Genomic DNA, 25,565 nt, shown 5'->3' with positions numbered 1-25,565 from the left:
GGGCCGGGTGCCCGAGACGGACGCACCGGTGACACGAGGCCGGAGGCGATCGTGGGCTATCCAGGATATCCACCGGGCGGACCGTATCCGCCCCGCCCGTCGCCGTGGCCGTGGATCCTCGGCGCGCTCGTGGTCGTGGCCGCGCTGGCGGTCGGTGTGATCGCGGCGGGCATCTTCGTCGTCACGCAACGCGACAAGAACACCGAGGCAGCAACCGTCCCGCCCCCGAGCGCGCAGACGATCGCCGCAACCAACGCACCCCCGGAAGCCGCCGTCGACCCGCAAGCCGCGGCGTTCGCCACCTTGCGCGCCCGCGCCGACAGCGACCGGCCGTTCGTGAGCGTGAACCTGAGCGAACGATGGGTGCCACAGATCTCGGCCAAACGCACCGGACTTGTCGCGCCCGATGTCGACGGACGGGTTGTCACCTGGACGAACACCGAAATTCTCGCCCAGCATCAGCGGCTGCGTCAGCAGTACCCCGGGACTCGCCTGATCTGGAGCGACGAGTGGAACACCTTCGATCTGCGGGGTTGGTGGGTCACCCTGGCCGGTGCCACCTTCGCCGAACCCGACTCGGCCAACGCCTGGTGCGATGCGATGGCCATCTCGGCCGACGAATGTTTCGCCAAGCTCGTCAGCAATTCCCGCGGCCCGGCGGGCACCACGAAGTACCGCTGATCAGGCGGGCAGCAATCGGGAGATCACCTCGGTGAGCTGACGGACATTGCGGCACTCGTGCATGGTGACGATGTCGGTGTAGGTGTCGGCGGCCGAATCGCCCGTCGACCACGAACTCGACGGCTCCGGATTCAGCCAGTACACGGCCTTGGCGCGCTCCGACATCGCTTCCAGCGCAGCCAGATTCGGGTCGGTGCGGTTGGTGCGGGCATCACCGAGGATCAAAACGCATGTCCGCGGGCCGAGGGCGTCGAGATAGTGGTCGACGAAACCCTGGAAGGCCTCGCCGTAGTTGCTCGACCCGAACCGGGCCACCCCACCCTCGCGCACGATGTTCTGCGCGAAACCGGACGGCGGGGGCTCGCCGGGGGTGAAGAAATGGGTGATCTCGGCACAGGTGTCGACGAAACCGAAACTGCGGACCTTGCTGAACTGGTCCTGCAACGCCTGAACCAATTGCAGAGTGAACTCGGAGAACCCGGTCACCGAGCCCGAAACATCCGCCAGCACAACGAGATCGGGGCGACCGTGGCGGCGGGCGCGCAGCACCGGGTCGACGGGCACGCCACCGGTCGCCATCGAACGGCGCAGGGTGCGGCGCAGATCGATCTGACCACGCACCGCCTTCTTGCGGCGCACCGCCAACCGGGTGGCGAGTTTGCGAGCCAGCGGGTGCACGAGCCTGCGCATCTCGGCGAGGTCCTGTTCGCGGGCACCGAGGAAATCCGTTCGGTCCGCGGAGTTCTCGACACCACGGCGGGCGATGTAGTCGGTGCCGCGCAGCTCGGCCGAGCGCAGGCGGGCCTCATTCTGCACCGCCGTCCGGAACTGGTCGACACGGCGTCGCGCTTCGATGGTGTGCACGGCCGTATCGAATTGCCCTGTGCCACCCATTGTCTGAGCTACTTGTTCGGAGATCTCCTCGGGGCGTAGAGATTTCATCGTCAGATACGACGACCAACCCGCACCCGACGCCTGCGTCACCCGGCCCGCGCTCTCCCCCGCCCCGCCGTAGGCGCCGAAGGTGTCGAGGGCTTCCCTGGCCAGTTCCGCCGTGTCGGCGCCCTGGACGAGGGTGGCGATCAGGCGGTCGCGCAAGGAATCCTGGTCGTCGCTCGGACGCGGCGCGGGGAGTTCGGTACCGAGGAAATACAGGTCGAAGAGCTGGTCGAAGACCGAACGCTGACCGTTGCGGCGCAGCAGGCAGGCGGCCAGGCCCGACCGCAGGCGCGCGGTGTCGTCCATGCCGAGGGCGACGATCGCCGAGGCGGCGTCGACGGTCTCGCTCGGACCGGCGAAGATGCCGTGCTCACGCAGCAGACCGACGAAATCCACCAGGCGATCGGTGGGCGCGGTCATGGGCGCGGACTCTCCCCGTCCAGAGCCAGACGGTCGACGGCGAGGCGATGGTCGGACTGATATTTAAGCAGCACACCGAGCGTCGAGCGCACCACCGACGAGGTGATCTCTCGGGTGCGCAACGCCACCAATGTCTTTGCCCAATCCACTGTTTCGGCGATCGACGGCGCTTTGCGCAACGGCAGCTGACGCAGCGCGGCCACTGCACGAACCACGGGCTCGGCCAACGTCTCGTCCAGTTCCGGCACCTTCAAGCGGACGATCGAACGCTCCAGCTCCGGGGTCGGGTAATCGATGTGCAGATACAGGCAGCGCCGTTTCAGGGCTTCGGACAGGTCGCGGTTGGCGTTCGACGTCAGCACGACGAACGGGCGGCGCACGGCCTTGACCGTGCCCAGTTCGGGAATCGAGATCTGGAAATCACCGAGCACCTCGAGCAGCAGACCCTCCAGCTCCACATCGGCCTTGTCGAGTTCGTCGATGAGCAGGACGGTGGGGTCCGGATTGCGGATGGCCGCCAGGAGCGGCCGGGCAAGCAGGAACTCCTCGGAGAACACATGATCGCGCGTACTGTCCCACCCCTCACCCGAGGTGGCGGTGATGCGCAACAGCTGCTTGGCGTGATTCCACTCGTACAGCGCGCGGGCCTCGTCGATGCCCTCGTAGCACTGCAGCCGCAGCAGATCCGCGCCCGCCGCGGCGGCGACGGCCTTGGCCAGCTCGGTCTTGCCGACACCGGCGGGGCCCTCGATCAGCAGGGGCTTGCCGAGGTGATCGGCGAGGAAGACCGCCGTCGCGATGTCGAGGGACGGCAGATAGCCGGCCGCTGCCAGCCGGTCGGTCACCTGGTCCACCGAGGGAAAGAAGTTACTCATCAGTAATGAGTATATCGAGGGGTTTCCGACGGCTGCGGCAGCGGCCCGGAGTCACGCCGACCTGGCGATGGCGGCGGCGATCCCGTCGAGGATCAGCTCCAGACCGAAGGTGAAATCGTCGTTCGCCGATTCGTCGTCCGGCGGGATATCGGCGAAGGCCTGGGCGGTGAAGAGAGCCGCAATCTCGGGCAGACCGGACAGGTCGACGGCCGACACATCGCGCTGATAGGCGTCGAGGTCCTGTGCCTCGCTGCGCTGGTCGGCGCCACGCCGTTCGGCGATGCTCCGGTCGGTGACGAACGCCTGGCGCACATATCCACCGACGACGGTGATCGCCCCGATCTTCGCGCGCCAGTCCAGGCCGGTGTCGCGCAGCGCGGCGAGCCCGGCGTTCATCCAGGCCAACGCGTTGCTCCCGCGCGGCGGTCCGGTGACGGGGATCCGAGTGATCCAGGGGTGGCGGGCGAAGACGGCGCGCTGGCCGTTTGCCCACTCTCGCAGGGCCGGACGCCAGTCACCGGCAATAGTCGGCGGCGGGCCGAACGCGGTATCGACCATCAGGTCGGTGAGGCCGCCTTTGGAACCGATGTGGCGGTAGAGCGACATCGGGGTGACGTCCAGCGCGGCAGCGACTTTCGTCAGCGATGCAGCACCCAAACCCGCCTCGTCGGCGAGGGCGATGGCGGTCGCGACGATGCGCGGCGCGTCCAATTCGGCTGGACGGCCGACGCGTGGTCGTGGCTTGCCGGTCACCGTCTCCTCATTCATCTGGGCAACCGCCAATTTAACATAGGCCTTATAGTTTAAGGCTTATACTAACGTGGTGGCCGGGGCATACGACCTGGCAGTGAGGTCGGATAGCTATGGGTATCAGGACAATTCAGCGCATCACCGGCGCCGCCGCAGTCGCCGGCGCGGGATGTACCGTGGGCGTGCTTCCGCTGTATTTCGTCTACTCAGGGGCGCCCCCGGACGCCAATGTGCTCACCAGGTGCCTGCTCGGCCTGATCGGCGCGACCCTGTTCCTGGTGTTCATGAGCGGATTCGCGTACCTGGTCAAGCAGCGCGATCCGGAACGGGAATGGTTCGGATCACTGGCCGCCGCGGCCGGAACAGCATGGCTCGTAATCGCTCTCGTCTCGACCGGACTCGAGATAGGTGCGGTCATCGCGGCTCCCGACCCGATCGACCCCACGATCACCGTCAGTGGAACCTACGTGCTCTACGGGTCCATCTCGCGACTGCTCGAGGGGTTGTTCCTGGTGGCGTTCGCGATCGCGGCCGCGCGGTTGCTCCCCCGCTGGTGTCGCGTCGTCAGCGGGGCGCTCGCGGCGGTGAATTTCGCCTTCGTTCCGTCGTTGTACTTCGGGAACACACCGGCCGAGTTCTACGCGGCCAACGGGTGGGGCACCACCGCGACCGTCGGTGGTCTCATCACGCTGTGGTTCCTCGCGATCGGCATCGCACTGCTGCGGTCGACGGACGCCGATCGACCTGGACAGTCAGTACGGGTCGGCGGCGGCCGGTACCCGGCCTGAATCGATCGCGGCGAGTAGGGAATCGCGGTCGGCGGCGGTCTGGTCGGCGTAGGCGAGGGCGAATTCGCTCATCGCCTTGTCGAACTTGTCGCTGTCGCCGAGATAGGCGTTGATGGCGAGGGGGTCACCGGAGCGGGCGTGAGCGCGGGCGAGCACGCCACCGCACAGGGCGGCGTACCCGGCGAGCTCGTGGTGGGTGAGGGCGCCGATGTCGACCGAGCCCTTCATGTCCTTGAGCTGACGCCAGTAGAAGTAGTTGCCCGCCGGACCGGTCGCCCAACCGAGGAAGATGTCGCTGGCGGCCTGCATCAGCCGCTGCCCCACCACTACCCGATGGCCCTGGTGCTGATACTTGCTCGGCTTCGTATGCGCGGCGAGCACCGACTTCTCCGCCTGCTTGACCTGCAGGAACAGCGGGGCGCCCGATTCCTTGTCCATGAAGAGCACGATGAAACACCGGGTACCGACGCTGCCGACGCCGACCACCTTCATCGCCATGTCGACCACGGTGTGGCGATCGAGCAGGATGCGGCGTTCGTCGGGCAGGCTGCGGCGGTAGTCGTTGAGGACCTCCTTGACGTCCTTCTCGGTGAGTGTCTCGATGGGGACGAGCAGCGGCGGCTGATTCTTGATCCGAGGGCGGCCGTCGGAATCGGGTTCGGTGAGCTTCTCCAGCGCGTCGAGGCTGGTGCGGGTGCGGGCTGATTTGATCGTCTTCTCTGCGATCTTGCGGCGCTTCTCCTTCGGGATCGTCGCGGTGACCTCGTCCGCGTCGACGCGTTCGTACCAGATGGACAGCGAATCGAGCTCGGCCATCGCGGCGATCGCCTCCCGGTACCCGCGCGCGGCGGCCTCTGCGGCCCGCCCGGCCTGATGATCCGGGCACTCGTTGTCGCGGGCGGCGACGGCGACGCTGGCAGCCAAGCGTTTGACATCCCATTCGAACGGACCGGGCAGGGTTTCGTCGAAGTCGTTCACGTCGAAGACGAGATTGCGTTCCGGCGAGGCGTACAACCCGAAATTGGACAGGTGCGCGTCACCACAGAGCTGCACGGTCAGCCCGGTATCCGGACCGCTCGCCAGGTCGGCGGCCATGATCGCGGGCGCCCCACGCAGAAAAGTGAACTGCGAGATGGCCATTCGCGCATACCGGATCGGCAGCAACTCCGCCACCCGCGACTCCCCCTGCCGCTCCAGAATCGTCACCGGATCCTCCCGCCCCGGCCCCGCACCCCACTCCCCCAACCCCGACCGCGAAACCATCTTTCGCGCCGCACGCCCCAACTCCACCGCATCACGATCGAATTCCTCGACGGTTGTCATCGGGCAAGTCTGCCGCTACCTGCCCGCGACGGCAAGGACCAGTGCTCCGATACCTCGATCCTCGACCCCGCAAACCTCATGCAAACCGAAAGGGCCCGTCCGCATTTCGGCGGACGGGCCCTTCACGAAACGACTTACGCGGTTTCGGTGATGGGGCGGTCGACCCAGCTCATCAGGCCGCGCAGCTTGGCGCCGGTGACCTCGATGGGGTGCTCGGCGTTGGCCTTGCGCAGGCCCTCGAGCTCGGTGTTGCCGTTCTCGACGTTGGCGACCAGGCGCTTGACGAAGGTGCCGTCCTGGATGTCGGACAGGATCGCCTTCATGCGCTCCTTGGTGCCTGCGTCGATGACACGCGGGCCCGACAGGTAGCCACCGAACTCGGCGGTGTCGGAGACCGAGTAGTTCATGCGGGCGATGCCGCCCTCGTACATGAGGTCGACGATCAGCTTCAGCTCGTGCAGCACCTCGAAGTAGGCCATCTCGGGGGCGTAGCCCGCCTCGACCATGACCTCGAAACCGGTCTTGACCAGTTCCTCGGTGCCACCGCAGAGCACGGCCTGCTCACCGAAGAGGTCGGTCTCGGTCTCTTCCTTGAAGGTGGTCTTGATGACGCCGGCGCGGGTGCCGCCGATGCCCTTGGCGTAGGACAGCGCCAGGGCCTGGCCCTCGCCCTTCGGGTCCTGGTCGACGGCGATCAGGGCCGGAACGCCCTTGCCGTCGGCGAACTGACGACGCACCAGGTGGCCGGGGCCCTTCGGGGCGACCATGGCGACGGTGACGTCGGCCGGGGGCTTGATCAGACCGAAGTGGATGTTGAGGCCGTGGCCGAAGAACAGCGCGTCGCCGTCCTTCAGGTTGGGCTCGATGTCGTTGGTGAAGATCGACGCCTGGGCGGTGTCGGGCGCCAGGACCATGATCACGTCGGCCCACGCGGAAACCTCGGCGGGGGTGCCGACGGTGAGCCCGGCCTCTTCGGCCTTCGGGCGCGACTTCGAACCCTCGGCCAGGCCGACGCGCACGTCGACACCCGAGTCGCGCAGGCTCAGCGAGTGCGCGTGACCCTGGCTGCCGTAGCCGATCACGGCGACCTTGCGGCCCTGGATGATCGACAGGTCAGCGTCGTCGTCGTAGAACATCTCGACTGCCACTTGATTGGTCCCTTCTGATGATGGTTAAGAAAAGTTATCGCGGAGGTCGCTGAGGTCGGCTCAGCGGGTGGCGGTGATGGACTTGGGACCGCGGCCGACGGCCACGACACCGGACTGCACGATCTCGCGGATCCCGTACGGCTCGACCATGCGCAGCAGCGCGTCGAGCTTGGAACGAGTGCCGGTCGCCTCGATGGTGAGCGCGTCGGGCGACACGTCGATCACCTTGGCGCGGAACAACTGCACGGCCTCGATCACCTGCGTGCGCACCGAGGCGTCGGCCCGCACCTTCACCAGGATCAGCTCGCGGGCCACCGACGCGTCGGCGTCCTGCTCCACGATCTTGATGACGTTGATCAGCTTGTTGAGCTGCTTGGTGACCTGCTCGAGCGGCAGATCGTCGACGGTGACGACGATCGTCATGCGCGAGATCTCGGGAATCTCGGTGCCGCCGACGGCAAGAGACTCGATGTTGAAGCCACGGCGCGAGAACAGGCTCGCGACACGCGCCAGCACGCCCGGCTTGTCCTCGACGAGAACGCTCAGCGTGTGGGTGGTGCTCATGCCGCCACCTCGCTGTCGCTCGGCGTCGGCACGATCACCATCGTGGCTGTGCCCATTCGGCGCTCGCTGCGCTCGCTCATGCTTCGGTGCCCTTCTCGAATGCCGCCTGCTCACGTTCCATCGCCTCGTGGATGACGGCGGGTTCGGAGACCTGCTCGTCGTCGTCGAACAGCGGGCGGATACCGCGGGCGAACATGATCTCGTCGTTGCTGGTGCCCGCGGCGACCATCGGCCACACCTGGGCGTCCTTGCCGACGATGAAGTCGATCACCACCGGGCGGTCGGTGATGGCCTGGGCCTGCCGGATGGCGTCCTCGACCTCGTCTTCCTTCTCCACGCGGATGCCGACGCAACCCAGCGCCTCGGCCAGCTTGACGAAGTCGGGGATGCGCAGGGTGTGCGTGCCAAGATCGGTGTTGGAGTAGCGCTGTTCGTAGAACAGGGTCTGCCACTGGCGGACCATGCCGAGGTTGCCGTTGTTGATGAGCGCGACCTTGATCGGCACACCCTCCACCGCGCAGGTGGCCAGCTCCTGGTTGGTCATCTGGAAGCAGCCGTCACCGTCGACCGCCCAGACCTCCTTCTCCGGAGCACCCATCTTGGCGCCCATGGCCGCGGGCACCGCGTAACCCATGGTGCCGAGGCCACCGGAGTTGAGCCAGGTGCGCGGCTTCTCGTACTTGACGAACTGCGCGGCCCACATCTGGTGCTGACCGACGCCGGCGCAGTACACCGCGTCGGGCCCGGCCAGGCGGCCGAGGGTCTCGATGACGTATTCCGGCGACAGCGAACCGTCGCTCGGGGTCTTCCAGCCCAGCGGGTAGTTGTCGCGGATGTCGCTGAGGTAGGCCCACCACTCGGTGAGGTTCAGCAGCGGCGCCGCACCGGACTGCGGGTCGGCCTTGAGGGTCTCGATGAGCTCGATGATGACCTCGCGCGCGTCACCGACGATCGGGACGTCGGCGTGGCGGTTCTTGCCGATCTCGGCCGGGTCGATGTCGGCGTGGATGACCTTCGCGTCGGGCGCGAAGGAGTCCAGCTGACCGGTGACGCGGTCGTCGAAGCGGGCGCCGAGGGTGATCAGCAGGTCCGACTTCTGCAGGGCGGCAACAGCACCGACGGTGCCGTGCATGCCGGGCATGCCCATGTTCAGCGTGTGGCTGTCGGGGAACGCGCCACGCGCCATCAGGGTGGTGACCACCGGGATGCCGGTCAGTTCGGCGAGCTCGAGCAGTTCGGCCGAGGCGTCGGACTTGATGACACCGCCGCCCACGTAGAGCACGGGCTGCTTGGACTCGAGGATCATCCGGGCCGCTTCGCGCACCTGCTTGCCGTGCGGCTTGGTGACCGGACGGTAGCCGGGCAGACGCATCTCCGGCGGCCACGAGAACGTGGTCTGGGCCTGCAGCGCGTCCTTGGTGATGTCGACAAGCACCGCACCCGGACGACCGGAGGCGGCCAGGTAGAACGCCTCGGCCAGGATGCGCGGGATGTCGGCGGGATCCTTGACCAGGAAGTTGTGCTTGGTGATCGGCATGGTGATGCCGGAGATGTCGGCTTCCTGGAAGGCGTCGGTGCCGACCAGGCTCGACGGCACCTGGCCGGTGATCGCCACGATCGGGACCGAGTCCATCTGGGCGTCGGCCAGCGGGGTCACCAGGTTGGTCGCGCCGGGGCCGGATGTGGCCATACACACACCGACCTTGCCGGAGGCCTGCGCGTAACCGGTCGCCGCGTGACCGGCGCCCTGCTCGTGGCGCACCAGCACGTGGCGGACCTTCTTCGAGTCGAAGAGGGGGTCGTAGACGGGAAGGACCGCACCGCCCGGAATACCGAATACGGTGTCGACGTCGAGCTCTTCGAGGGACCGGACCACCGACTGCGCGCCGGTGACGCGCTCGGGCGCGACCTGGCGACGGGCGGGGGTGGTCGCCGGGTTAGCGGCTCCCGTTGAAGGCGCTGACCTGCGGGCCGATGGCCCGGGTCGTGCGGTAGGTGCACTCACCGTCTTCGTTCCTAACTGTGTTGTTCTGACTCCGGACTGGCGCGGAATTCGCCGGAACACAAAAAAGCCCCCGATCAGCGCATGGCTGTTCGAGGGTGGCGCGTCGCAACGCGAGCTGACGTATTCGACTCAGGCAGTCAGGCTCAACGCTGGACGCGCCGGCCGAGTACGAGCTCGCTTCGATTCACGGCTACGACGTTATTCGTGTGTGAACCGATGAGTCAAACAGGCTACCTTTCGTGTCCCATTATGTGGGACACGAGTGGTTGCGTGGGTCCGTATACCGAGATGCGAGGATGGTGGGGTGTCATCACCGCATCAGTCCGTGCCACCGGCTAAATCGTCCCACACCGCCGACGAGACGACCGCGACGGGTCGGCCCGCGCGACCCGGTGGCCTGCGCGCCGCCGGTCCCGGCAGGCTCGCGGCCATCGCCGCGGTGGTACTGGCGTACCTGATCTTCGTTGTCGTCGGCACCGTGCAGGACTGGTCGCTCGGGCTGCGGATCGGGCTCGTCGTACCCGCGGCGGTCGTCGTGTGGTTGCTGATTCCGCGCAAGGAGAACCAGCCGACGCCGGGTGTGCACGTGATCGGGGTGCCGCGGCTGGCCTACATCGGCGTGCTCGTGCTGGCGTTCTGCGTGTTCTTCGCGTTCGTCGGCTGGCCGATCGCCCTGTGGTGGCTGCTGCTGGCGCCGGTGATCGCGGTGTGGTGGGTGATGCGCACGCACACAACGGTTTCCGATGCGGGGCTCGACCTCTCCACGATGGTCTCCTCGAAGCACCTCGACTGGGCACAGGTCAAGGGCATCAGCATCCCCAAGCGTGGTTACATCCGGGCCCGGCTCGTCGACGACTCCGAGGTGAAACTGCCCGCCGTGGGTTACGACCGGTTGCGTGAGCTGATCGAGGCATCCGAGGGCCGGCTGCCCGATGTCTTCGCGGCGGCCGAGGAGGCCGAGGCCGAGCGGATCGCGGCCGAGCGGGCACAGGCCGAGGCGGATGCGTCGACGGATGTCGCCCCCGCGACAGAGTCGGCGGCTTCGCCCGACACCGACCCCGCGCCCGAGAAGAAGGCCGGTGCCGAACCCGAGGAGCCGGACGCGCCACGGTGACGTCGGCGGTATGACCGCGAGCACTGTGGGAATCCACACGATGCCGCACAGAGTTGCACCGGTAAGCTGACGGCACCGGGCACCCTCGCGCCGACGGCACCACCGCGGCGACACCCTCCGGAGCGACACTCCCGCCTCGAGCCCGGTTCCCCACCCCAGCACCGACGACCGGCGCGACGCGACCACCGCCCGCCGGAGTAACGTGCAGGGTTGCCGGACGCACCGCGCCCGCGCTCTGTGCCGCGCAGGTCAGCCCCCTGCGCGCCCGCCGCGAGCGCACCCAGCGACATTTGACGAGGACTCCCATGCCACCGCTTCGCTCACGCACCACCACCATCGGCCGCAATGCCGCGGGCGCTCGTTCGCTCTGGCGCGCGACCGGCATGACCGACTCCGATTTCGGCAAGCCGATCATCGCGATCGCGAACTCCTACACCCAGTTCGTGCCCGGCCACGTGCACCTGAAGAACATGGGCGACATCGTCGCCGAGGCCGTGCGCGCCGCCGGTGGCGTGCCGCGTGAATTCCACACCATCGCCGTCGACGACGGCATCGCCATGGGCCACGGCGGCATGCTCTACTCGCTGCCGTCGCGCGAGATCATCGCCGACTCGGTCGAGTACATGGCCAACGCGCACACCGCCGACGCGCTGGTGTGTATCTCCAACTGCGACAAGATCACTCCCGGCATGCTCAATGCCGCGATGCGCCTCAACATCCCCGCCGTGTTCGTCTCCGGTGGACCGATGGAGGCCGGTAAGGCCGTGGTCGTCGACGGTGTGGCGCACGCACCGCTCGACCTGGTGAGCGCGATCTCGGCGAGCGCGAGCCAGGCGGTGTCCGACGAAGGCCTCGACGAGGTCGAGCGGTCCGCCTGCCCCACCTGTGGTTCGTGTTCGGGCATGTTCACCGCGAACTCGATGAACTGCCTCACCGAGGCGCTCGGCCTCGCACTGCCCGGCAACGGTTCCACTCTCGCGACGCACGCGGCGCGCCGGGCGCTGTTCGAGCGGGCGGGCACCGTGATCGTCGATATCGCCAAGCGCTGGTACCAGGACGACGACGCCTCCGTGCTGCCCCGAAACGTCGCCAACGCCAAGGCCTTCCGCAACGCGATGGCCCTGGACGTGGCGATGGGCGGTTCCACCAACACCGTGCTGCACACTCTCGCCGCCGCTCAGGAAGGCGAGATCGACTTCGATCTGCAGACCATCGATGAGATCAGCCGCCGGGTGCCGTGCCTGTCGAAGGTGTCGCCCAACTCCGACTACCACATGGAAGATGTGCACCGCGCGGGCGGCATCCCCGCCATCCTCGGTGAGCTGCGCCGCGGCGGGCTGCTCGAGCTGGACGTGACCACCGTGCACACCGCGAGCTACGAGGAATTCCTCGACACCTGGGACATCCGCTCGGGCAAGGCATCCGAGGAGGCCCTGGAACTGTTCCACGCCGCCCCCGGCGGGGTGCGCACGGTCGAACCGTTCTCCACCAGCAACCGCTGGTCCTCGCTCGACACCGACGCCGCCGGTGGCTGCATCCGCGACATCGAGCACGCGTACACCGTGGAAGGCGGGCTGTGCGTGCTGCGCGGCAACATTGCCCCCGACGGCGCGATCCTCAAGACCGCGGGCATCGACGAGGAACTGTTCACCTTCGAGGGCCCGGCCGTGGTGGTCGAGTCGCAGGAGGAGGCGGTGTCGATGATCCTCGGCAAGAAGATCCAGCCCGGCGACGTGGTCGTCGTGCGCTACGAAGGCCCCGCCGGTGGTCCCGGCATGCAGGAGATGCTGCACCCCACCTCGTTCCTCAAGGGTCTCGGCCTGGGCAAGGTGTGCGCGCTGATCACCGACGGCCGCTTCTCCGGCGGCACCTCGGGCCTGTCGATCGGTCACGTCTCCCCCGAGGCCGCCTCCGGTGGTGTCATCGGCCTGATCGAGAACGGCGACCGCATCCGCATCGACGTCCACACCCGCGCCCTCGAGGTGCTGGTGTCCGACGAGGTGCTCGCCGAACGCCGCGCGAAGATGGAGGCCTCCGAGCACCCGTGGCAGCCGGTGAACCGTGACCGCCCGGTCACCACCGCTCTGCGCGCGTACGCCGCGTTGGCCACCTCGGCCGACAAGGGCGCAGTCCGCCAGCTGCCGTAGTCGAAACCAGTCAGGCCCCTCACGGAGTCCGTGAGGGGCCTGACTCGTTCCCACCCTAGGCGAGGGCGGGTTGTTTCGGTTGCGTCGGCGACTCGTCGTCGCGGCCGGTTCGGGCGGGGATCAGGGCGGTGGCAACCAGGCCGAGCAGGACGAAGCCCGCCGCGAGGTAGGCGCCGGTGTGCACGCCCGAGGTCATCGCGGTGCGACCGACTTCGGCCACCTGCTGTGTATCCGGTTGGGCGGCAAAGCCTTCGATCGCCGCGCCCGCACTGCCGGTGACGGCGTGGGCGTACTGCCGAGCTTCGGCCGCGGGCACGCCGGTTGCGGTGAGGTCGTCGTCGACCCGCGCGCTCAGGGTGGTGAAGAAGACCGTGGTCAGCAGGGCGATGCCGAGGGCGGAGCCGAGTTGACGGAAGGCGCTCTGGATGCCGGAGGCCTGACCGTTGTCGGCTTCGGGAATGTCGGCCAGGACCACATTGGTCACCTGGGCCGTCGCGAAACCGACGCCGATGCCGTACAGGAACAGCACCAGCGCGACCGACCACCACGAACTGTCGGTAGCGGCGAAGAAACCGAGCGCGGCCAGCCCGATCACCTCGAGTCCGAGGCCGAGCCGGACCAGGTTCAGCGGTGACGCCGACCCGGCCATGCCGAAGCTCACGCCGCTGGCGACGAAGCTGCCGATGGCGATCGGCACCAGGGCGAGTCCGGCTTGCAGCGCGCTGTAGCCGAGGGTGAACTGCATCCACAGCGGCAGCACGGCGACGATGCCGAACTCGCCGAGACCGATGATCAGGGTGGCGATATTGCCGTTGCGGAACGAGGCGAGCGCGAACAGGCTCAGGTCCATCAGCGCCTTGTCGGCATTGCCGGTGCGGCGCAGCAGCACCTGTCGCACCACGAATCCACCCAGCGCGAGCGCACTGAGCACAAGTGCGACCAGAACGGGCGAAGGACCGCTGCCCCAGCTGAATCCGCCGATCTCCATCGGCTGCACGGTGCTGATCCACCCGTAGGTGCGGCCTTCGATGAGACCGAAGGCGAGCAACCCGAGCCCGAGCACCGACAGCAGGGAGCCGAACACATCGAGGCGGCCCGCCACCTTCGGCGACGGCGCGATACACGTCAGCACACCGATCACGATCAGCACGGCCAGCGGCACGTTGATGCCGAATGCCCAACGCCACGAGGCGTGTTCGGCCAGCCACCCACCGAGCAGCGGGCCGAGTGCCGCCGCCGCACCGATCGTGGAACCCCAGACGGCGAACGCCTGACCACGCGCTTTGCCGGTGAAGGTGGCGTTGAGCAGGGCCAGCGAGGTGGGCAGGATCATCGCCGCGCCCGCACCCTGCAGGAACCGGGCGACGACCAGCAGGCCGCCGTCCGGTGCGAGCCCGGCCAGGATGCTCGTCGCACCGAACACCACCACACCGGTGACGAACATCCTGCGCGCACCGACGATGTCGGCGACCCGGCCCACCACCAGCAACAGCGCCGCGAAGACGATCGCGTAGGACTCCTGAATCCATTGCGCCTCGGCAGAACCCGTCCGCAGGTCTTCGATGATCGACGGGATGATCACGTTCACGATCGTGGTGTCGACCACGATCAACGCCACGCCGAGGGCGATGGCGATCAAGCCGAGCCATCGGCGAACGGACGAATCCTGACTCATCGTCACTCCTATTTCCATGATGGAATATTTCCATCATCAAAGTAGATTCTGGGCAATAGGATGTCAAACGATGCGAAAGGAACCCATGAGCCAGTCGGAGGCGTACGGCCGGTACGAACGGATCCACGAGGGCATGCGGGCGTACGGCGCGAACTATCGTGAGTTCACCCGCCGCTTCGCCGGCTGGCTCGGGTTGCACTCCACCGACGCCGAGGCATTGATCGAAATCCTCAGCGCCGAGGAACGTGGCAGCACGTTGTCACCGGCGCGCCTCAGTGAGCGGATCTCGTTGTCCAACAGCGCGACCACCGCGCTGCTGAACCGGCTCGAGCAGGCCGGTCACATCGTCCGCAGCCGCGAACACGACGACCGCCGCGTCATCACGCTGCGCAGCACCCCACGCATCCACGCCCTCGCCAACGACTTCTTCGGCCCGCTGGGAACGAAGGTCGAAGAATCGGTCATGGGAAAGTACTCCCCCGAGGACCTGCGCCGATTCGAGGCGTTCCTGGCCGATATCCACGCCACCATGACCGCCCACCTGTCCGAACCCGCTCCGCCGCCTCCAGGCAAGGACATGGGTAACTCACCGGGTACCGGCTGACTCCACGCACCTCCTGCGGCCGCGTACCGAATCAGACCTGAGTCCGGATCGAATTGGACCAGCGAGGCGTATCAGCTCAGAAGGGGCCGATGCCCTTCAAGGGGTTGCCGCCGTGGAGGAACCAGTAGGTGCCGATGGCGGCGGCGATGGCCAGCAGGACCACCACGAAGGAGCCGTACGCGGGGCGCGTGGCCCAGCCTCGGGTGCGGTCGAGGGACCAGCGGCCGGGGCCCGTGAGAATGATCGCCAGGGCCGCGCCGGCGAGAATGGTGTCGATCTCCACGCCGGACTTGGTCGCCGCGTTGTACTGGAAACCAGGGATCATGCCCTGCTTCCACATCCAGGCGTTCGAGATGGTCGCGAGGACGGCGCCCGCGGCGAGCGGGGTGGCCAGGCCGAGGACAAGCAGCACGCCGCCGCCGAGTTCACCGGCGATCACCAGGGCGGTGGCCAGCGACGGGTGGTCCCAGCCGCCACCGGCCATCATGTCCTTGGTTCCGTCGATGCCGGGACCGTGGAACCAGCCGGTCAGCTTCTGCAGACCGTGGTAGATGAAGGTGCCGCCGACCACCAGGCGCAGCACGAACAAGCCGAAGTCGAGGGTGCCGCGCCGGGCCTCGCGGTTACGGCGCTGCAGGCGAACCGATTCCGCCGATGCCGCCGTCGCAGGTGGGATCGTCGCGTAGCCGTAGTCGTCGTCGCGGTCGGCGCCGGTCTTGGCGCTGCTCGCGGTGGGGACCTCGTCGCCGGGATCCAGGCCGAGGTCCTCGTCGGTGCGCGGCACGTCCTTGGGGTCGGGCTTGCGCATCTGCGTGGTCGGCGAATCGTAGGGGCTGGTCACCGGCCGACCCGCCGCGGATACGGCCTCTCCGGCCCGCGCCGTCGCGTCGTCGGGGGAAGTGTCGTTCGACTTGTCGGTCACGGTCTCACCTTAGGACGTGGGCTCGCGGTGCGCCGCCCTTCGCCGCATCAGGCGTGTCAGCCCCGCTCGACTGCCGGTAACGTCTGCACCATGAGTTCGGTATTCGCGGGCCGCGTGGCAGTCGGGTTGGCGCTCGGCACGATTCTGGTCGCCGGGTGTGCCCGTTTCGACGAGTCGGCGTCGAGCCCGTTCACCACCGAGCCGTCGATCGGCGGTGCCAACGCGGAACCGAAGCCGCCACAGGACTCGCCCTCGCAGGCGCCGCGCCCGACCGGACCGTGTATCGACCCCGATCCCAATGTCATCGGCACCTGCCTCGATTCGGCCGCCGGACTGATCGCGGTGGGTGACAGCGCGCTGGTCGCCGAGCGCCGCACCGGTCGCATCCTGTCGGTGACGCCGGTCGACGCGAGCACTCCGCAGCCGCCGCCGGAGGAGGTCGCGGTGCTGCCCGTCGACGGGTCGGGCGACGGTGGCATCTCCGATATCACCTTGTCGCCCACCTTCTCCGAGGACGGGCTGATGTACGCCTACATCACCACCGGCAGCGACAACCGGGTGGTCCGCCTGTCCCGCGACGGCGCGCCGAAGGAGATTCTCACCGGAATCCCCAAGGGCGCCACCGGGAATCGCGGCGCGCTGGAATGGGCGACACCGAACCAGTTGCTGGTCCTCACCGGTGACGCGGGCAACCCCGGCGCCGCGGCCGATCCGGGCTCGCTCGGGGGGAAACTGTTGCGGTTGGACTCACCGTCCTCGGGCGCTAACACTCCGCAGGTGGTCGCCTCAGGCATCGGCAGCGCCGGTGACCTGTGCCGTGACGGCAAGGACGGCATGTGGGTCACCGACCGCACCGCCGCCGAGGACCGCCTGCAGCATCTCGGCACCGACGGCACCGTCACCGTGTCGTGGACCTGGCCCGACCGTCCCGGTGTCGGCGGGTGCGCGGCGACCACCGACGGCGTGGCCGTCGCCCTCACCGAGGGCAAAGCACTGGCCGCCGTCACCGCCGATCCGAGCACCTTCGCGGTCACCACGGCACCCACCCTGATCGCCCAGGACAAGTACGGCAAGCTACTCGGCGCCACCGCCGGTGCCGACGGCAGCGTGTGGGTGAGCACGGTCAACAAAACCGACGGCACCCCGGGCGAATTCGACGACCGCGTGGTGCGCATCCCACCGCCGCAGGGCGGTGCGGGCGGCCCGGACTAAAGCGTTCCGCGGCCGACGGGGCGTGCCGCCGAAAGCCGCACGCCCTGGCGACACACGCGTCCGGTCGACGGCAGGGCGCCCAACCCCCTCACCTGGACGGTGAGAGTAGTTGGGCTACCGCGGTTTTCAGCTGCAGGCGGCGAGGACCAGTTCGCGGACCTTGGCGGCGTCGGCCTGGCCACGGGTGGCCTTCATGACGTCGCCGACGATCTTGCCCGCCGCCTGGACCTTGCCCGAGCGGATCTTGTCGGCGATATCGGGGTTGGCGGCGAGGGCCTTTTCGACCTCGGCCTGCAGGGCGGTGTCGTCGCTGACCATGCCGAGGCCCTTGGCCTCGACGATCTGAGCGGGTTCGCCCTCGCCGGCCAGCACGAAGTCGACGACCTGCTTGGCGACCTTGTTGTTCACCGTCTTGGCCTCGACCAGGGCGATCACAGCGGCCACCTGGGCTGGGGTGATCGGCAGATCGGCGAGGGCGACCTCGCGTTCCTTCGCCTTCTCGGTGAGGTAGGCGACCCACCACGAGCGCGCCTCGTTGGCCGGGGCACCAGCCTCGACGGTGGCGATGATCAGGTCGAGCGCACCGGCATTCACCAGGTCGCGCATCACCTCGTCGGACAGGCCCCAATCGGCCTGGATGCGCGCGCGGACCAGCCACGGGTACTCGGGGATGGTGGCGCGCAGTTCCTCGATCCACTCGGCGGCCGGGGCGACGGGCTCGAGGTCGGGTTCGGGGAAGTACCGGTAGTCCTCGGCGGTTTCCTTGCGGCGACCCGCCGACGTTGACCCGTCGGCCTCGTTGAAGTGGCGGGTCTCCTGCACGATCTCCCCGCCCGCGGTGAGCACCGCGGCCTGACGGCGCATCTCGTAGCGCACCGCGACCTCGACGCTCTTGAGCGAGTTCACGTTCTTGGTCTCGGTGCGGGTGCCGAATTCCTTGGCACCGATCGCCATCAGCGACACGTTGGCGTCGCAGCGCAGCGAGCCCTGCTCCATCTTCACGTCGGACACGTTGAGCGAGCGCAGCACCTCGCGCAGCGCGGTGACGTAGGCGCGAGCCACCTCGGGGGCGCGTTCGCCCGCCCCGGTGATCGGCTTGGTGACGATCTCGATCAGCGGCACACCCGCCCGGTTGAAGTCGAGCAGCGAGTGGCTCGCGCCGTGGATGCGGCCGGTGGCACCGCCCACGTGCAGCGACTTGCCGGTGTCCTCCTCCATGTGGGCGCGCTCGATGTCGACGCGGAATGTGCTGCCGTCGTCGAGCACCACGTCGAGGAAACCTTCGGTGGCGATGGGCTCGTCGTACTGGCTGATCTGGTAGTTCTTCGGCTGATCCGGGTAGAAGTAGTTCTTGCGCGCGAACCGGCCCCACGGGGTGATCGAACAGTTCAGCGCCAGGCCGATGCGGATGGCCGACTCGACGGCCTTCTCGTTCACGACCGGCAGCGAGCCGGGGAGCCCGAGGCACACCGGGCACACCTGGGTATTGGGTTCGGCGCCGAACTCGGTGGGGCAACCGCAGAACATCTTGGTCGCCGTGGACAACTCGACGTGGACCTCCATGCCGAGCACCGGCTCGTACCGGGAGATGACATCGGCGTAATCCATCAACTCGACCGTGGGTGCGCTCATGCCTAGCAGTCTATGTAAGCCGCTCACGGCGGCGGCCGGTGGTCCTAGCGCGGCGGGACACGGCGGGTGAGCCAGTCGGTGACGTAGGTGAGAACGGCCGGATCGACGGTGGTTTCGATGCTCGAGTATTCGCTGGGGTTGCCGGTCTCGGTGGGCTGCATCAGGTGGTTGAGGCCGGGGAAGGTGTGCACCGTCGGGTCGGGCGCGCCCGCCAGCGCCTCGCGCATGGGCCCCTCGCTCTGGGCGGCGGGAACCTGCAGGTCCTTGCCGCCGAAGAAGGCGAGCACCGGCACGCGCAACGCACGCAGTGACGGCTGTGGGTCGAAGGTCATGAACGAGGTCATGTAGGGGGTGTTGAACGAGTCGACGGCTTCCTTCGGTGCGCGCTCGTTCTCGGGTAAGGACTCGTTGTGCTGCTGGGAGTACACCTGGGCGCCCTCGAGGTCACCGGCGCGCAGCATCGCGGTCCACTTCGTGAGGTAGTCGACCTGCTGGTCGATCTTGTCCTGGGGCGCGCCCGAGGCGGCCATGATGACCTTGTTCTGTTCGATCAGCACGTCGGCGCCGGGCACCGACGGGCCCGCCATCAGGATCGCGAAAGCGATATCGCTGCCGGGCCGAGCCGCGACCAGCGGTGCGAGGTAACCGCCCTCGCTGTGGCCGAACAGGCCGACCTTCGCGTCGTCGATCTCGGGCCGCTCGCGCAGGAACGCCGCACCGGCCGCGGCATCACCGGCGAGGGTGTCGTAGGTGGCGTCGTCGAGTTTGCCGCCGGTACCGCCGACGCCGCGGTCGTCGGTGCGCAGCACGGCGTAGCCCGCGCGGGTGAGGGTGTCGGCGAGCACCAGGAACGGGCGGTGCCCGAGCAGTTCCTCGTTGCGGTCCTGCGGGCCGCTGCCGGTGATCATCAGCACCGCCGGGAAGGGGCCTGGCCCTTCGGGTTCGGTCAGCGTGCCCGCGATGGTGATGTCGCCGCTGCGATAGGTGACGTCCTCGCTGCGGTAGGGAAACGGCGGCTTCGGGTCCTGCGGACGGGCGACGTTCTCGATCTTGCCGCGCCGCAGCGTGAGTGGCGCCGACTGGCCCGATTGCGACCAGTCACCGGTGATCTGCTCCCCCTCGAGCTTGCCGCGGAACCGAGGGTCGCCCGGCGCGTCGGGGAGGGCGAACTCGACTCGATCCGGCTCGGCGACAACATCTTTCAGCGGCGCGTCACGCAGCCCCTGGATGGGGATGTCGAGGGTGGCCGAACCGTCTTCGGCGAAACTCACCCCGATCGGGATCGTCTGCCCCGGCACCTCGATCCCGCCGTTCCAGTTGCCGTGCACGGTGGTTTCCCCGGAATCCGATGTGGACCCGGAGCATCCGCCGACCAGGGCGGTGAGGACTGCAAGAACCGAAACGAACACTCGACCGGTGCGCATGAAACCACGGTACCGACGCCCACCGACAACTCCACGCAACGCCTCGCCAGGCAGCCTCAGCCGAAGAAGGCCTGCGCCTCGCTGAGCCGTTCGGCCGGAACCCGTTTGAGCTGCTTGGTCGCCTCCGACAGCGGGACCAGACCGATGGTCGTGCCGTGCAGGGCGACCATCATCCCGAAATGTCCGGCATGCACGGCCTCTGCCGCGTGCACGCCGAAGCGGGTGGCCAGGATCCGGTCGTAGGGTGTTGGGCTGCCGCCGCGCTGGACGTGGCCGAGCACGGTGGTGCGGACTTCTTTGCCGATCCGGCGCTCGATCTCGGAGCCCAACTGCTGGGCGACACCGGTGAACCGTTCGTGCCCGAATTCGTCGATCCCGCCTTCCCGCAACGTGAACCCGGAATCCGGTGCGGGGTGGGCGCCTTCGGCGACGACACAGATGAAGCTCTTCTCGCCGCGCTGGAAGCGGGACTTGATCATCGCGCACACCTGCGCGACATCGAAGGGCTCCTCGGGTACCAGCGTCAGGTGCGCACCCGCGGCGATGCCGGAGTTCAGGGCGATCCAGCCCGCGTGCCGTCCCATCACCTCGACGAGCATCACCCGCTGATGCGATTCGGCGGTGGTGTGCAGGCGGTCGATGGCCTCGGTGGCGATCGACAGCGCCGTGTCGTGGCCGAAGGTGACATCGGTGCAGTCGATGTCGTTGTCGATGGTCTTGGGCACGCCGACCACCGGCACACCCTCCTCGGCCAGCCAGCTGGCCGCGGTGAGGGTGCCTTCGCCGCCGATCGGGATCAGGGCCTCGATGCCGTTGTCGTCGAGGGTCTGCTGGATGCGTGGCAGCCCGGCGCGCAGGACGTCGGGGTTGGTGCGGGCGGTACCGAGCATGGTGCCGCCCTTGGTGAGCAGCCGGTCGGTGCGGTCGTCGTTGTGGATGCGGATCTTGCGGTCCTCGAGTAGGCCTCGCCAACCGTCCTGGAACCCGACGATCGCGTCGCCGTAGCGGCCGTTCGCGGTTCGGACCACCGCCCGGATCACCGCGTTCAGCCCTGGACAGTCTCCGCCTCCGGTCAAGACTCCGATGCGCATGGCGTTCATCTTGCCGCACCGGGACGGATCAGGGGCAGTGGCCTCCGGCGAGCTCGTCGAGGTGACCCGAGAGCAGGGTCGCCAGCTTGTCGAGCATGGTCATACCGTCGGCGAAAGCGCCCGAATCGGGTTTGGCGGCAAAGGCAACCGCGATGCGGCCCGAGGGCGAATCGATCAGCCCGAACTGGCGGACCAGGTATTTTCCGGCCGTATCCGGTCCCCACCCGCCTTTGAACTCGGCGCTGGTGAATGCCCCGAGGCCCCAGCGGTGGCTGACCACGATCTGCTGCATCAAACCCACCACCCGCTCGCTCTGTGGCAGGCACGGCAGCTGGGCGGCGAACCGGACCTGATCGGCCAGCGCCCACTCGGCCTGGCCGTAGATGGAGGCGTCCGAGCGGGTACGCACGGTCGGCACGGTCGTCGTGGCGTCGCCGCCCTCGCGCAGGACCCCTTCCACCGCGGCGGCCGCGTCGGCGTTGTCGCCGAAGGTCGACCACAGAGCATCGGCGGCGGCGTTGTCGGAGGCGGTGATGGCGGCATTCACCGACGAGTTGTAGGCGCTGCTGCGACGCGAGACCGCGATGGCGAGCGGCACCTTGATCGTCGACCAGGCGGGGCCGGTCGTCCAGTCGCCGAAGGTGACCATCTTGGTCCCGGCGACCGGCATGATCGCCATCCCCACGCTGCCGCGGAGCCCGCGTTGCAGATCGGCGAAGTCGGCGGCCAGGCTGCCTGGCACCGCGACGGAGACCTCGGCTGTCACCGGACCGCCCGGCAAGGTGGCCGGGCTCTTCGTGGTGACCTGCGGTGCGGCGGGGCTGCTGTCGGAACCACAGCCCGCGGTGACCAATACGGCAACGCCCAGCAGTGCTGACAGCGCCACCCGTATCGGGTGGCGTCGGTTGTTCGTCATGATGTGAAGCATTTTCGTTTGTGAACTCCCCCGGGCTTTCGGTGCTGGGTAGCCGTGTCCGACACCGTACTGGGCTGTATGGCCCAACGCCCACTTCGTCCGTAAACCGTCAGGTCACACGGTTTTCACCCGAGTAGATGTTCATCGATTCGCCACGTACGAATCCGAGCAACGTCGATCCGGACTCCACGGCGAGGTCGACGGCGAGGGCACTCGGCGCCGATACCGCGGCCAGCATCGGGATGCCCGCCATCACGGCCTTCTGGACCAGTTCGAACGAGGCCCGGCTGCTCACCACGAGCACCAGGTCGTGCGCGGGGATCCGGTTCTCCCGCACCGCCCAGCCGATCACCTTGTCGACGGCGTTGTGCCTGCCGATGTCCTCGCGCAGGGCGAGCAGCGTGCCGTCGGTGGTGAACAGGCCCGCCGCATGCAGGCCGCCGGTGGCGTCGAAGAGTTTCTGACCTTCGCGCAGCAGGCCGGGCAACCGCGTCAGCACCTCGGTGCCGATGGCCGGAACCGCGGGCGGCAGCGGGAAGCGGGTGTGGGTGCGCACCTCGTCGAGGGCGCTCTTGCCGCACAGGCCGCAGCCGCCGGTGGTGACGAGGTTGCGCGGGTGCAGCGGCACGGGATCGCGCAGTCGCACGTCGAGCACGTTGTAGGTGTTGCGGCCCTCGCTGTCGGTGCCCGCGCAGTAGCGGGCGGTGACGATGTCGTCGGCGGCGCCGATGATGTTCTCACCGAGCAGGAACCCGTGCACCAGGTCGATGTCGTTGCCCGGTGTCCGCATGGTGACCGAGAGCGACTGCCCGTCGACCCGGATCTCGAGGGGCTCCTCGACCGCGAGGGTGTCGGGGCGTTCGACCCGCCCGGCCGGTGACAGCCGGACGGTCTTGCGCCGTGCGGTGACTCTGCTCATCAGGTGTGCCGATCAGTCGGTGACGAGTGGTGCTCGTCGTCGCCGGAACGACGGTAGGCGAACCGGCCGGGTCTAGTCGTCTTCGTCGTCGGCGGCCTTGTTGCGTGCCCGCGCGATCTCGAGCGCCCGCTCGGCCGTCGCCTGGTCCGGGTACGGCCCCATCCGATCGCCGTACCAGCAGGACTTGCCCTGCTCGGCCTTGTGATGCTTGAGGCAGTAGTACCACTGGTCGTCATCAGCCATACCGACAGTATGCAACGATTCGCATATCTGCGTCCGCAGGTCGGCGCGGCGTGGTGCGAAGCCGGTCGTCAGTACACGTAGACGACCGCGTTCTCGCCACCGGTGCAGGTGACGAGCTTGCCCGCGGGCGTGCACGTCATCGTGTAGGTGCGTCCGGTCACCGGGCTGGTCGCCACCACCTCGCGGGCGCCGCTCGCGCTGCCACCGCCCGCGTACGCCTCGCGGACAGCCTGTGCGAACGGGCAACTGGTGACGGTGTTGCCGACCGCGGCCTTGCTGAAACTGCCACTGGCTGAGCCGGATTCGCACGGTTGCGCACCCGCGGGCAAGGTGACCGGGCCGGCCGAGGTGGTCGGTGCGGCGGTGGTCGCCCGTGGCGCGGTGGTGCCGGTGGGTCCGGCGGGTACCAACGCTGTGGACGGCGCGCCCGCGGTGTCACTGGAGTCGGTGGCCGACATCAGCCGCCAGCCGATCGCCCCGCCGATGGCGACGACGATGACGGCGAGCACGCCGACGAGGACCGGCAGCAGCATGGATCGACGGTTCGAGTCCTGTTGGGACCAGGTGGGTTCCGGGACATAAGCCGGTTCGGGGCCGTAGGGGCCGTCGTTGTCGCGGTAGGCGTGGTCGCCGTAGGCCTGCTGGTCGTCGTACTGGGAGTAGGCGGCCTGCTCGTTGTACGGATTCGCCGGGTCGACGGCATTGTGCGCACCGAAGGGCGCCGCGCCACCACGGTATTGGTGGGTGGGCTGGGAACGCTGGGGATCCGGGTCGTCGAAGCCGTAATGCTCGGTCGGCTGAGAGCGCTGTGAGTCAGGCCCGTCGAATCCGTAGTGCTCGGTCGGAGCAGAGCGGCGCGCCTCCGGGCCACCGGGGTAGTGCTCGGTGGGCGCGGAGCGTTGGGCGTCCGGGTAGTGCCGGGTCTGCGCGGACCGCTGGTCACCGATGTCCGCCGGGTCGAATTGTTCGGTGGGCGGGCTGAATTGATCGTTCTGGCCGTAGTGCTCAGTGGGCGCCGACCGCCGATGCTCCGGACCGAATACTTCGGTGGGCGGGGCGAAGTGGTTGCCGCTGCCCGGCTGGGCCGGGTCCCGACGGTCCCCGGGCCGGTCTTTTCGCTGGTCGTCGGCGGACCGTGGGTCGTACTGCTCGGTCGGCGGACCGAAGGCGTCCGGACGCCGCGGCACTCCCGAAGCCGGGTCGTCGTCGGGCGAGAACCGGTCACCACTGTCCGGACCGAACCGATCACCACCGTGCGCCGAACTCGCCTCCGCCGCATACGGACCGAACGGATTGGCCGCGCCACCGGACCGGGAATCCGGTGCGTGATCGGACCCCGGGAATCGCTCGTCGTCGAATTGCCCGGCGGCAGGGCCGAATCGATCCGCGTCGAACTTCTGGGTCGCGGGCGCGTTCGAACTGTCGCCCGGTCGCGGCCCGTACGGCTGACCCGGACGTGGTTCCGGGCCGTTCTCGGCACCGAAAGGGGCTGCGGGAGAGCCGAAGCCGGGGTTGCGATCGGGGAGTTCGGTGCCGGGGAGCGGGTTCGGCCCGGTGCCACCCGGGACCGGCGGGGAGACCAGCCGGGCAGGTGGAGCCGGACGGTCACCCGGGCTCTGGTGGGAACCGAAAGCAGCGGGCGGCTGCCCACCCGGCACCGGGTACTCCCCGGAGTAGCGCTGGGTCGGTGCACTGCGCGGCGGCACCAGCGGGCCGCGCTGGGCGTCGCCGGGACCACCGAATTGCGGGACAGGCGAAGAGGTTTCACCAGGACGACCGCCGCCGTAAGCAGGACCGGAATGAGAAGCGCCGGGTTGCGGGACCGGCGACGAAGTCTCGCCCGGCCGACCGCCACCGTACGCGGGACCGCCGGGATGGGAGCCCCTCGCGGCGCCGGGGAGCGGGACAGGCGAGGAGGCTTCGCCCGGTTGACCGCCGTACGCGGGACCGCCGGGGTGCGAGCCCCTCGCGGCCTGCGGGACGGGCGAGGAGGTTTCGCCTGCTTGGTTGTCGCCGTAGAGGTGCTGGCGCCCCTTATACACATCTGACGCTGCCCACGAATAGAGAGGTGTATACATATCTATGCGAATACGTAAAATACATCTGCTAGAGACACGTTCTAGCAGCCACAGTAACATACACAAATACTCTGGTGTATGTTACATAACTCATT

General features: G+C 68.2%; 22 protein-coding genes. 6 read left to right on the top strand and 16 right to left on the bottom strand.

The window, feature by feature from the left end; all coding sequences use genetic code 11:
• Nucleotides 1–51 precede the first annotated feature (51 nt).
• The gene (locus HYG95_RS14150) at nucleotides 52–681 is read left to right on the top strand and encodes a hypothetical protein (RefSeq protein ID WP_181698418.1); all 630 of its coding nucleotides are present in this window, start codon (nucleotides 52–54) and stop codon (nucleotides 679–681) included.
• On the opposite strand, the gene HYG95_RS14145 is transcribed toward HYG95_RS14150, so the two are convergent.
• Genes HYG95_RS14145 through HYG95_RS14135 form a run of 3 tightly spaced genes read right to left on the bottom strand, consistent with a single transcriptional unit; the run spans nucleotide 682 to nucleotide 3,683 of the window.
• Nucleotides 682–2,040: a VWA domain-containing protein gene (locus HYG95_RS14145; RefSeq protein ID WP_181698417.1), complete on the bottom strand. Its 1,359-nt coding sequence runs from the start codon at nucleotides 2,038–2,040 to the stop codon at nucleotides 682–684.
• On the bottom strand, nucleotides 2,037–2,915 hold the full coding sequence (locus HYG95_RS14140; protein WP_181698416.1) for a MoxR family ATPase: 879 nt from the start codon (nucleotides 2,913–2,915) through the stop codon (nucleotides 2,037–2,039). The genes HYG95_RS14145 and HYG95_RS14140 overlap by 4 nt, the downstream gene beginning before the upstream one ends.
• A gap of 51 nt (nucleotides 2,916–2,966) precedes the next feature.
• Nucleotides 2,967–3,683, bottom strand: a complete 717-nt coding sequence (locus HYG95_RS14135) for a TetR/AcrR family transcriptional regulator (protein WP_181698415.1) — start codon at nucleotides 3,681–3,683, stop codon at nucleotides 2,967–2,969.
• A 95-nt stretch (nucleotides 3,684–3,778) separates the two neighbouring features.
• Between HYG95_RS14135 and HYG95_RS14130 the strand changes: the two genes are divergently transcribed.
• Nucleotides 3,779–4,453: a hypothetical protein gene (locus tag HYG95_RS14130; RefSeq protein WP_181698414.1), complete on the top strand. Its 675-nt coding sequence runs from the start codon at nucleotides 3,779–3,781 to the stop codon at nucleotides 4,451–4,453.
• Here HYG95_RS14130 and HYG95_RS14125 read toward each other — a convergent pair.
• The 4 genes from HYG95_RS14125 to HYG95_RS14110 all read right to left on the bottom strand — a co-directional run bounded on the left by HYG95_RS14125 (nucleotide 4,418) and on the right by HYG95_RS14110 (nucleotide 9,493).
• Nucleotides 4,418–5,776, bottom strand: coding sequence for a DUF2252 domain-containing protein (locus tag HYG95_RS14125; protein WP_181698413.1), 1,359 nt, complete (start codon nucleotides 5,774–5,776; stop codon nucleotides 4,418–4,420). The two genes, HYG95_RS14130 and HYG95_RS14125, sit on opposite strands and share 36 nt — an antisense overlap.
• Before the next feature lie 134 nt (nucleotides 5,777–5,910).
• Nucleotides 5,911–6,912: a ketol-acid reductoisomerase gene (gene ilvC / locus HYG95_RS14120; RefSeq protein WP_174550273.1), complete on the bottom strand. Its 1,002-nt coding sequence runs from the start codon at nucleotides 6,910–6,912 to the stop codon at nucleotides 5,911–5,913.
• 72 nt (nucleotides 6,913–6,984) lie between these two features.
• Complete coding sequence (gene ilvN, locus HYG95_RS14115) at nucleotides 6,985–7,488, bottom strand: acetolactate synthase small subunit (RefSeq protein WP_019048314.1); 504 nt, start codon at nucleotides 7,486–7,488, stop codon at nucleotides 6,985–6,987.
• 76 nt (nucleotides 7,489–7,564) lie between these two features.
• A complete protein-coding gene (locus tag HYG95_RS14110) occupies nucleotides 7,565–9,493 on the bottom strand; it encodes an acetolactate synthase large subunit (protein ID WP_181698412.1) in 1,929 nt (642 codons plus the stop codon).
• 304 nt (nucleotides 9,494–9,797) lie between these two features.
• Between HYG95_RS14110 and HYG95_RS14105 the strand changes: the two genes are divergently transcribed.
• Together HYG95_RS14105 and ilvD are read left to right on the top strand one after the other, a co-directional pair.
• Nucleotides 9,798–10,607, top strand: a complete 810-nt coding sequence (locus HYG95_RS14105; RefSeq protein WP_370465793.1) for a PH domain-containing protein — start codon at nucleotides 9,798–9,800, stop codon at nucleotides 10,605–10,607.
• Between the two features lie 305 nt (nucleotides 10,608–10,912).
• The gene (ilvD, locus tag HYG95_RS14100) at nucleotides 10,913–12,754 is read left to right on the top strand and encodes a dihydroxy-acid dehydratase (protein ID WP_181698411.1); all 1,842 of its coding nucleotides are present in this window, start codon (nucleotides 10,913–10,915) and stop codon (nucleotides 12,752–12,754) included.
• A gap of 55 nt (nucleotides 12,755–12,809) precedes the next feature.
• On the opposite strand, the gene HYG95_RS14095 is transcribed toward ilvD, so the two are convergent.
• Entirely contained in the window at nucleotides 12,810–14,429 is a 1,620-nt protein-coding gene (locus HYG95_RS14095) for an MFS transporter (protein WP_181698410.1), read from the bottom strand.
• 85 nt (nucleotides 14,430–14,514) lie between these two features.
• On the opposite strand from HYG95_RS14095, the gene HYG95_RS14090 reads away from it, so the two are divergent.
• Nucleotides 14,515–15,033, top strand: coding sequence for a MarR family winged helix-turn-helix transcriptional regulator (locus HYG95_RS14090; RefSeq protein ID WP_181698409.1), 519 nt, complete (start codon nucleotides 14,515–14,517; stop codon nucleotides 15,031–15,033).
• 76 nt (nucleotides 15,034–15,109) lie between these two features.
• Here HYG95_RS14090 and HYG95_RS14085 read toward each other — a convergent pair whose 3' ends face one another.
• Nucleotides 15,110–15,955 (bottom strand): DoxX family protein, encoded by an 846-nt coding sequence (locus HYG95_RS14085; RefSeq protein ID WP_181698408.1) that lies wholly within the window; start codon nucleotides 15,953–15,955, stop codon nucleotides 15,110–15,112.
• 90 nt (nucleotides 15,956–16,045) lie between these two features.
• Between HYG95_RS14085 and HYG95_RS14080 the strand changes: the two genes are divergently transcribed.
• Nucleotides 16,046–17,167: a PQQ-dependent sugar dehydrogenase gene (locus tag HYG95_RS14080; RefSeq protein WP_181698407.1), complete on the top strand. Its 1,122-nt coding sequence runs from the start codon at nucleotides 16,046–16,048 to the stop codon at nucleotides 17,165–17,167.
• 126 nt (nucleotides 17,168–17,293) lie between these two features.
• Here the strand turns inward: HYG95_RS14080 and gatB are convergent, their stop codons facing one another.
• The 7 genes from gatB to HYG95_RS14045 form a co-directional block, all read right to left on the bottom strand.
• Nucleotides 17,294–18,799 (bottom strand): Asp-tRNA(Asn)/Glu-tRNA(Gln) amidotransferase subunit GatB, encoded by a 1,506-nt coding sequence (gatB, locus tag HYG95_RS14075; protein WP_181698406.1) that lies wholly within the window; start codon nucleotides 18,797–18,799, stop codon nucleotides 17,294–17,296.
• Nucleotides 18,800–18,843: 44 nt separating this feature from the next.
• Nucleotides 18,844–20,223, bottom strand: a complete 1,380-nt coding sequence (locus tag HYG95_RS14070) for a S9 family peptidase (RefSeq protein WP_181698405.1) — start codon at nucleotides 20,221–20,223, stop codon at nucleotides 18,844–18,846.
• Between the two features lie 56 nt (nucleotides 20,224–20,279).
• Nucleotides 20,280–21,314 carry an ATP-dependent 6-phosphofructokinase gene (locus HYG95_RS14065; protein WP_067493464.1) on the bottom strand — a complete coding sequence of 345 codons (1,035 nt, stop codon included), beginning with the start codon at nucleotides 21,312–21,314 and terminating at the stop codon, nucleotides 20,280–20,282.
• A gap of 28 nt (nucleotides 21,315–21,342) precedes the next feature.
• Entirely contained in the window at nucleotides 21,343–22,230 is an 888-nt protein-coding gene (locus HYG95_RS14060; protein ID WP_181698404.1) for a hypothetical protein, read from the bottom strand.
• Between the two features lie 109 nt (nucleotides 22,231–22,339).
• The gene (gene fdhD / locus HYG95_RS14055) at nucleotides 22,340–23,149 is read right to left on the bottom strand and encodes a formate dehydrogenase accessory sulfurtransferase FdhD (RefSeq protein ID WP_181698403.1); all 810 of its coding nucleotides are present in this window, start codon (nucleotides 23,147–23,149) and stop codon (nucleotides 22,340–22,342) included.
• A 72-nt stretch (nucleotides 23,150–23,221) separates the two neighbouring features.
• Nucleotides 23,222–23,392, bottom strand: a complete 171-nt coding sequence (locus HYG95_RS14050; RefSeq protein WP_166655716.1) for a hypothetical protein — start codon at nucleotides 23,390–23,392, stop codon at nucleotides 23,222–23,224.
• Nucleotides 23,393–23,460: 68 nt separating this feature from the next.
• Nucleotides 23,461–25,098: a hypothetical protein gene (locus tag HYG95_RS14045; protein ID WP_181698402.1), complete on the bottom strand. Its 1,638-nt coding sequence runs from the start codon at nucleotides 25,096–25,098 to the stop codon at nucleotides 23,461–23,463.
• Nucleotides 25,099–25,565 lie beyond the last annotated feature (467 nt).

This window comes from Nocardia sp. GTS18, from assembly GCF_013839555.1.
Classification (GTDB): domain Bacteria; phylum Actinomycetota; class Actinomycetes; order Mycobacteriales; family Mycobacteriaceae; genus Nocardia; species Nocardia rosealba.
Note: the sequence above shows the minus strand (reverse complement) of the source record. Positions and strands in the feature narration are given on the sequence as shown.

What these genes read in the sequence shown, in the direction of transcription:
- HYG95_RS14135 (WP_181698415.1), bottom strand. Translation starts at nt 3,683, where the DNA reads ATGAATGAGGAGACGGTGACCGGCAAGCCACGACCACGCGTCGGCCGT.
- ilvC (WP_174550273.1), bottom strand. Translation starts at nt 6,912, where the DNA reads ATGTTCTACGACGACGACGCTGACCTGTCGATCATCCAGGGCCGCAAG.
- HYG95_RS14145 (WP_181698417.1), bottom strand. Translation starts at nt 2,040, where the DNA reads ATGACCGCGCCCACCGATCGCCTGGTGGATTTCGTCGGTCTGCTGCGT.
- ilvN (WP_019048314.1), bottom strand. Translation starts at nt 7,488, where the DNA reads ATGAGCACCACCCACACGCTGAGCGTTCTCGTCGAGGACAAGCCGGGC.
- HYG95_RS14080 (WP_181698407.1), top strand. Translation starts at nt 16,046, where the DNA reads ATGAGTTCGGTATTCGCGGGCCGCGTGGCAGTCGGGTTGGCGCTCGGC.
- HYG95_RS14070 (WP_181698405.1), bottom strand. Translation starts at nt 20,223, where the DNA reads ATGCGCACCGGTCGAGTGTTCGTTTCGGTTCTTGCAGTCCTCACCGCC.
- fdhD (WP_181698403.1), bottom strand. Translation starts at nt 23,149, where the DNA reads ATGAGCAGAGTCACCGCACGGCGCAAGACCGTCCGGCTGTCACCGGCC.
- HYG95_RS14050 (WP_166655716.1), bottom strand. Translation starts at nt 23,392, where the DNA reads ATGGCTGATGACGACCAGTGGTACTACTGCCTCAAGCATCACAAGGCC.
- HYG95_RS14095 (WP_181698410.1), bottom strand. Translation starts at nt 14,429, where the DNA reads ATGAGTCAGGATTCGTCCGTTCGCCGATGGCTCGGCTTGATCGCCATC.
- HYG95_RS14060 (WP_181698404.1), bottom strand. Translation starts at nt 22,230, where the DNA reads ATGACGAACAACCGACGCCACCCGATACGGGTGGCGCTGTCAGCACTG.
- HYG95_RS14140 (WP_181698416.1), bottom strand. Translation starts at nt 2,915, where the DNA reads ATGAGTAACTTCTTTCCCTCGGTGGACCAGGTGACCGACCGGCTGGCA.
- gatB (WP_181698406.1), bottom strand. Translation starts at nt 18,799, where the DNA reads ATGAGCGCACCCACGGTCGAGTTGATGGATTACGCCGATGTCATCTCC.
- HYG95_RS14125 (WP_181698413.1), bottom strand. Translation starts at nt 5,776, where the DNA reads ATGACAACCGTCGAGGAATTCGATCGTGATGCGGTGGAGTTGGGGCGT.
- HYG95_RS14090 (WP_181698409.1), top strand. Translation starts at nt 14,515, where the DNA reads ATGAGCCAGTCGGAGGCGTACGGCCGGTACGAACGGATCCACGAGGGC.
- ilvD (WP_181698411.1), top strand. Translation starts at nt 10,913, where the DNA reads ATGCCACCGCTTCGCTCACGCACCACCACCATCGGCCGCAATGCCGCG.
- HYG95_RS14130 (WP_181698414.1), top strand. Translation starts at nt 3,779, where the DNA reads ATGGGTATCAGGACAATTCAGCGCATCACCGGCGCCGCCGCAGTCGCC.
- HYG95_RS14065 (WP_067493464.1), bottom strand. Translation starts at nt 21,314, where the DNA reads ATGCGCATCGGAGTCTTGACCGGAGGCGGAGACTGTCCAGGGCTGAAC.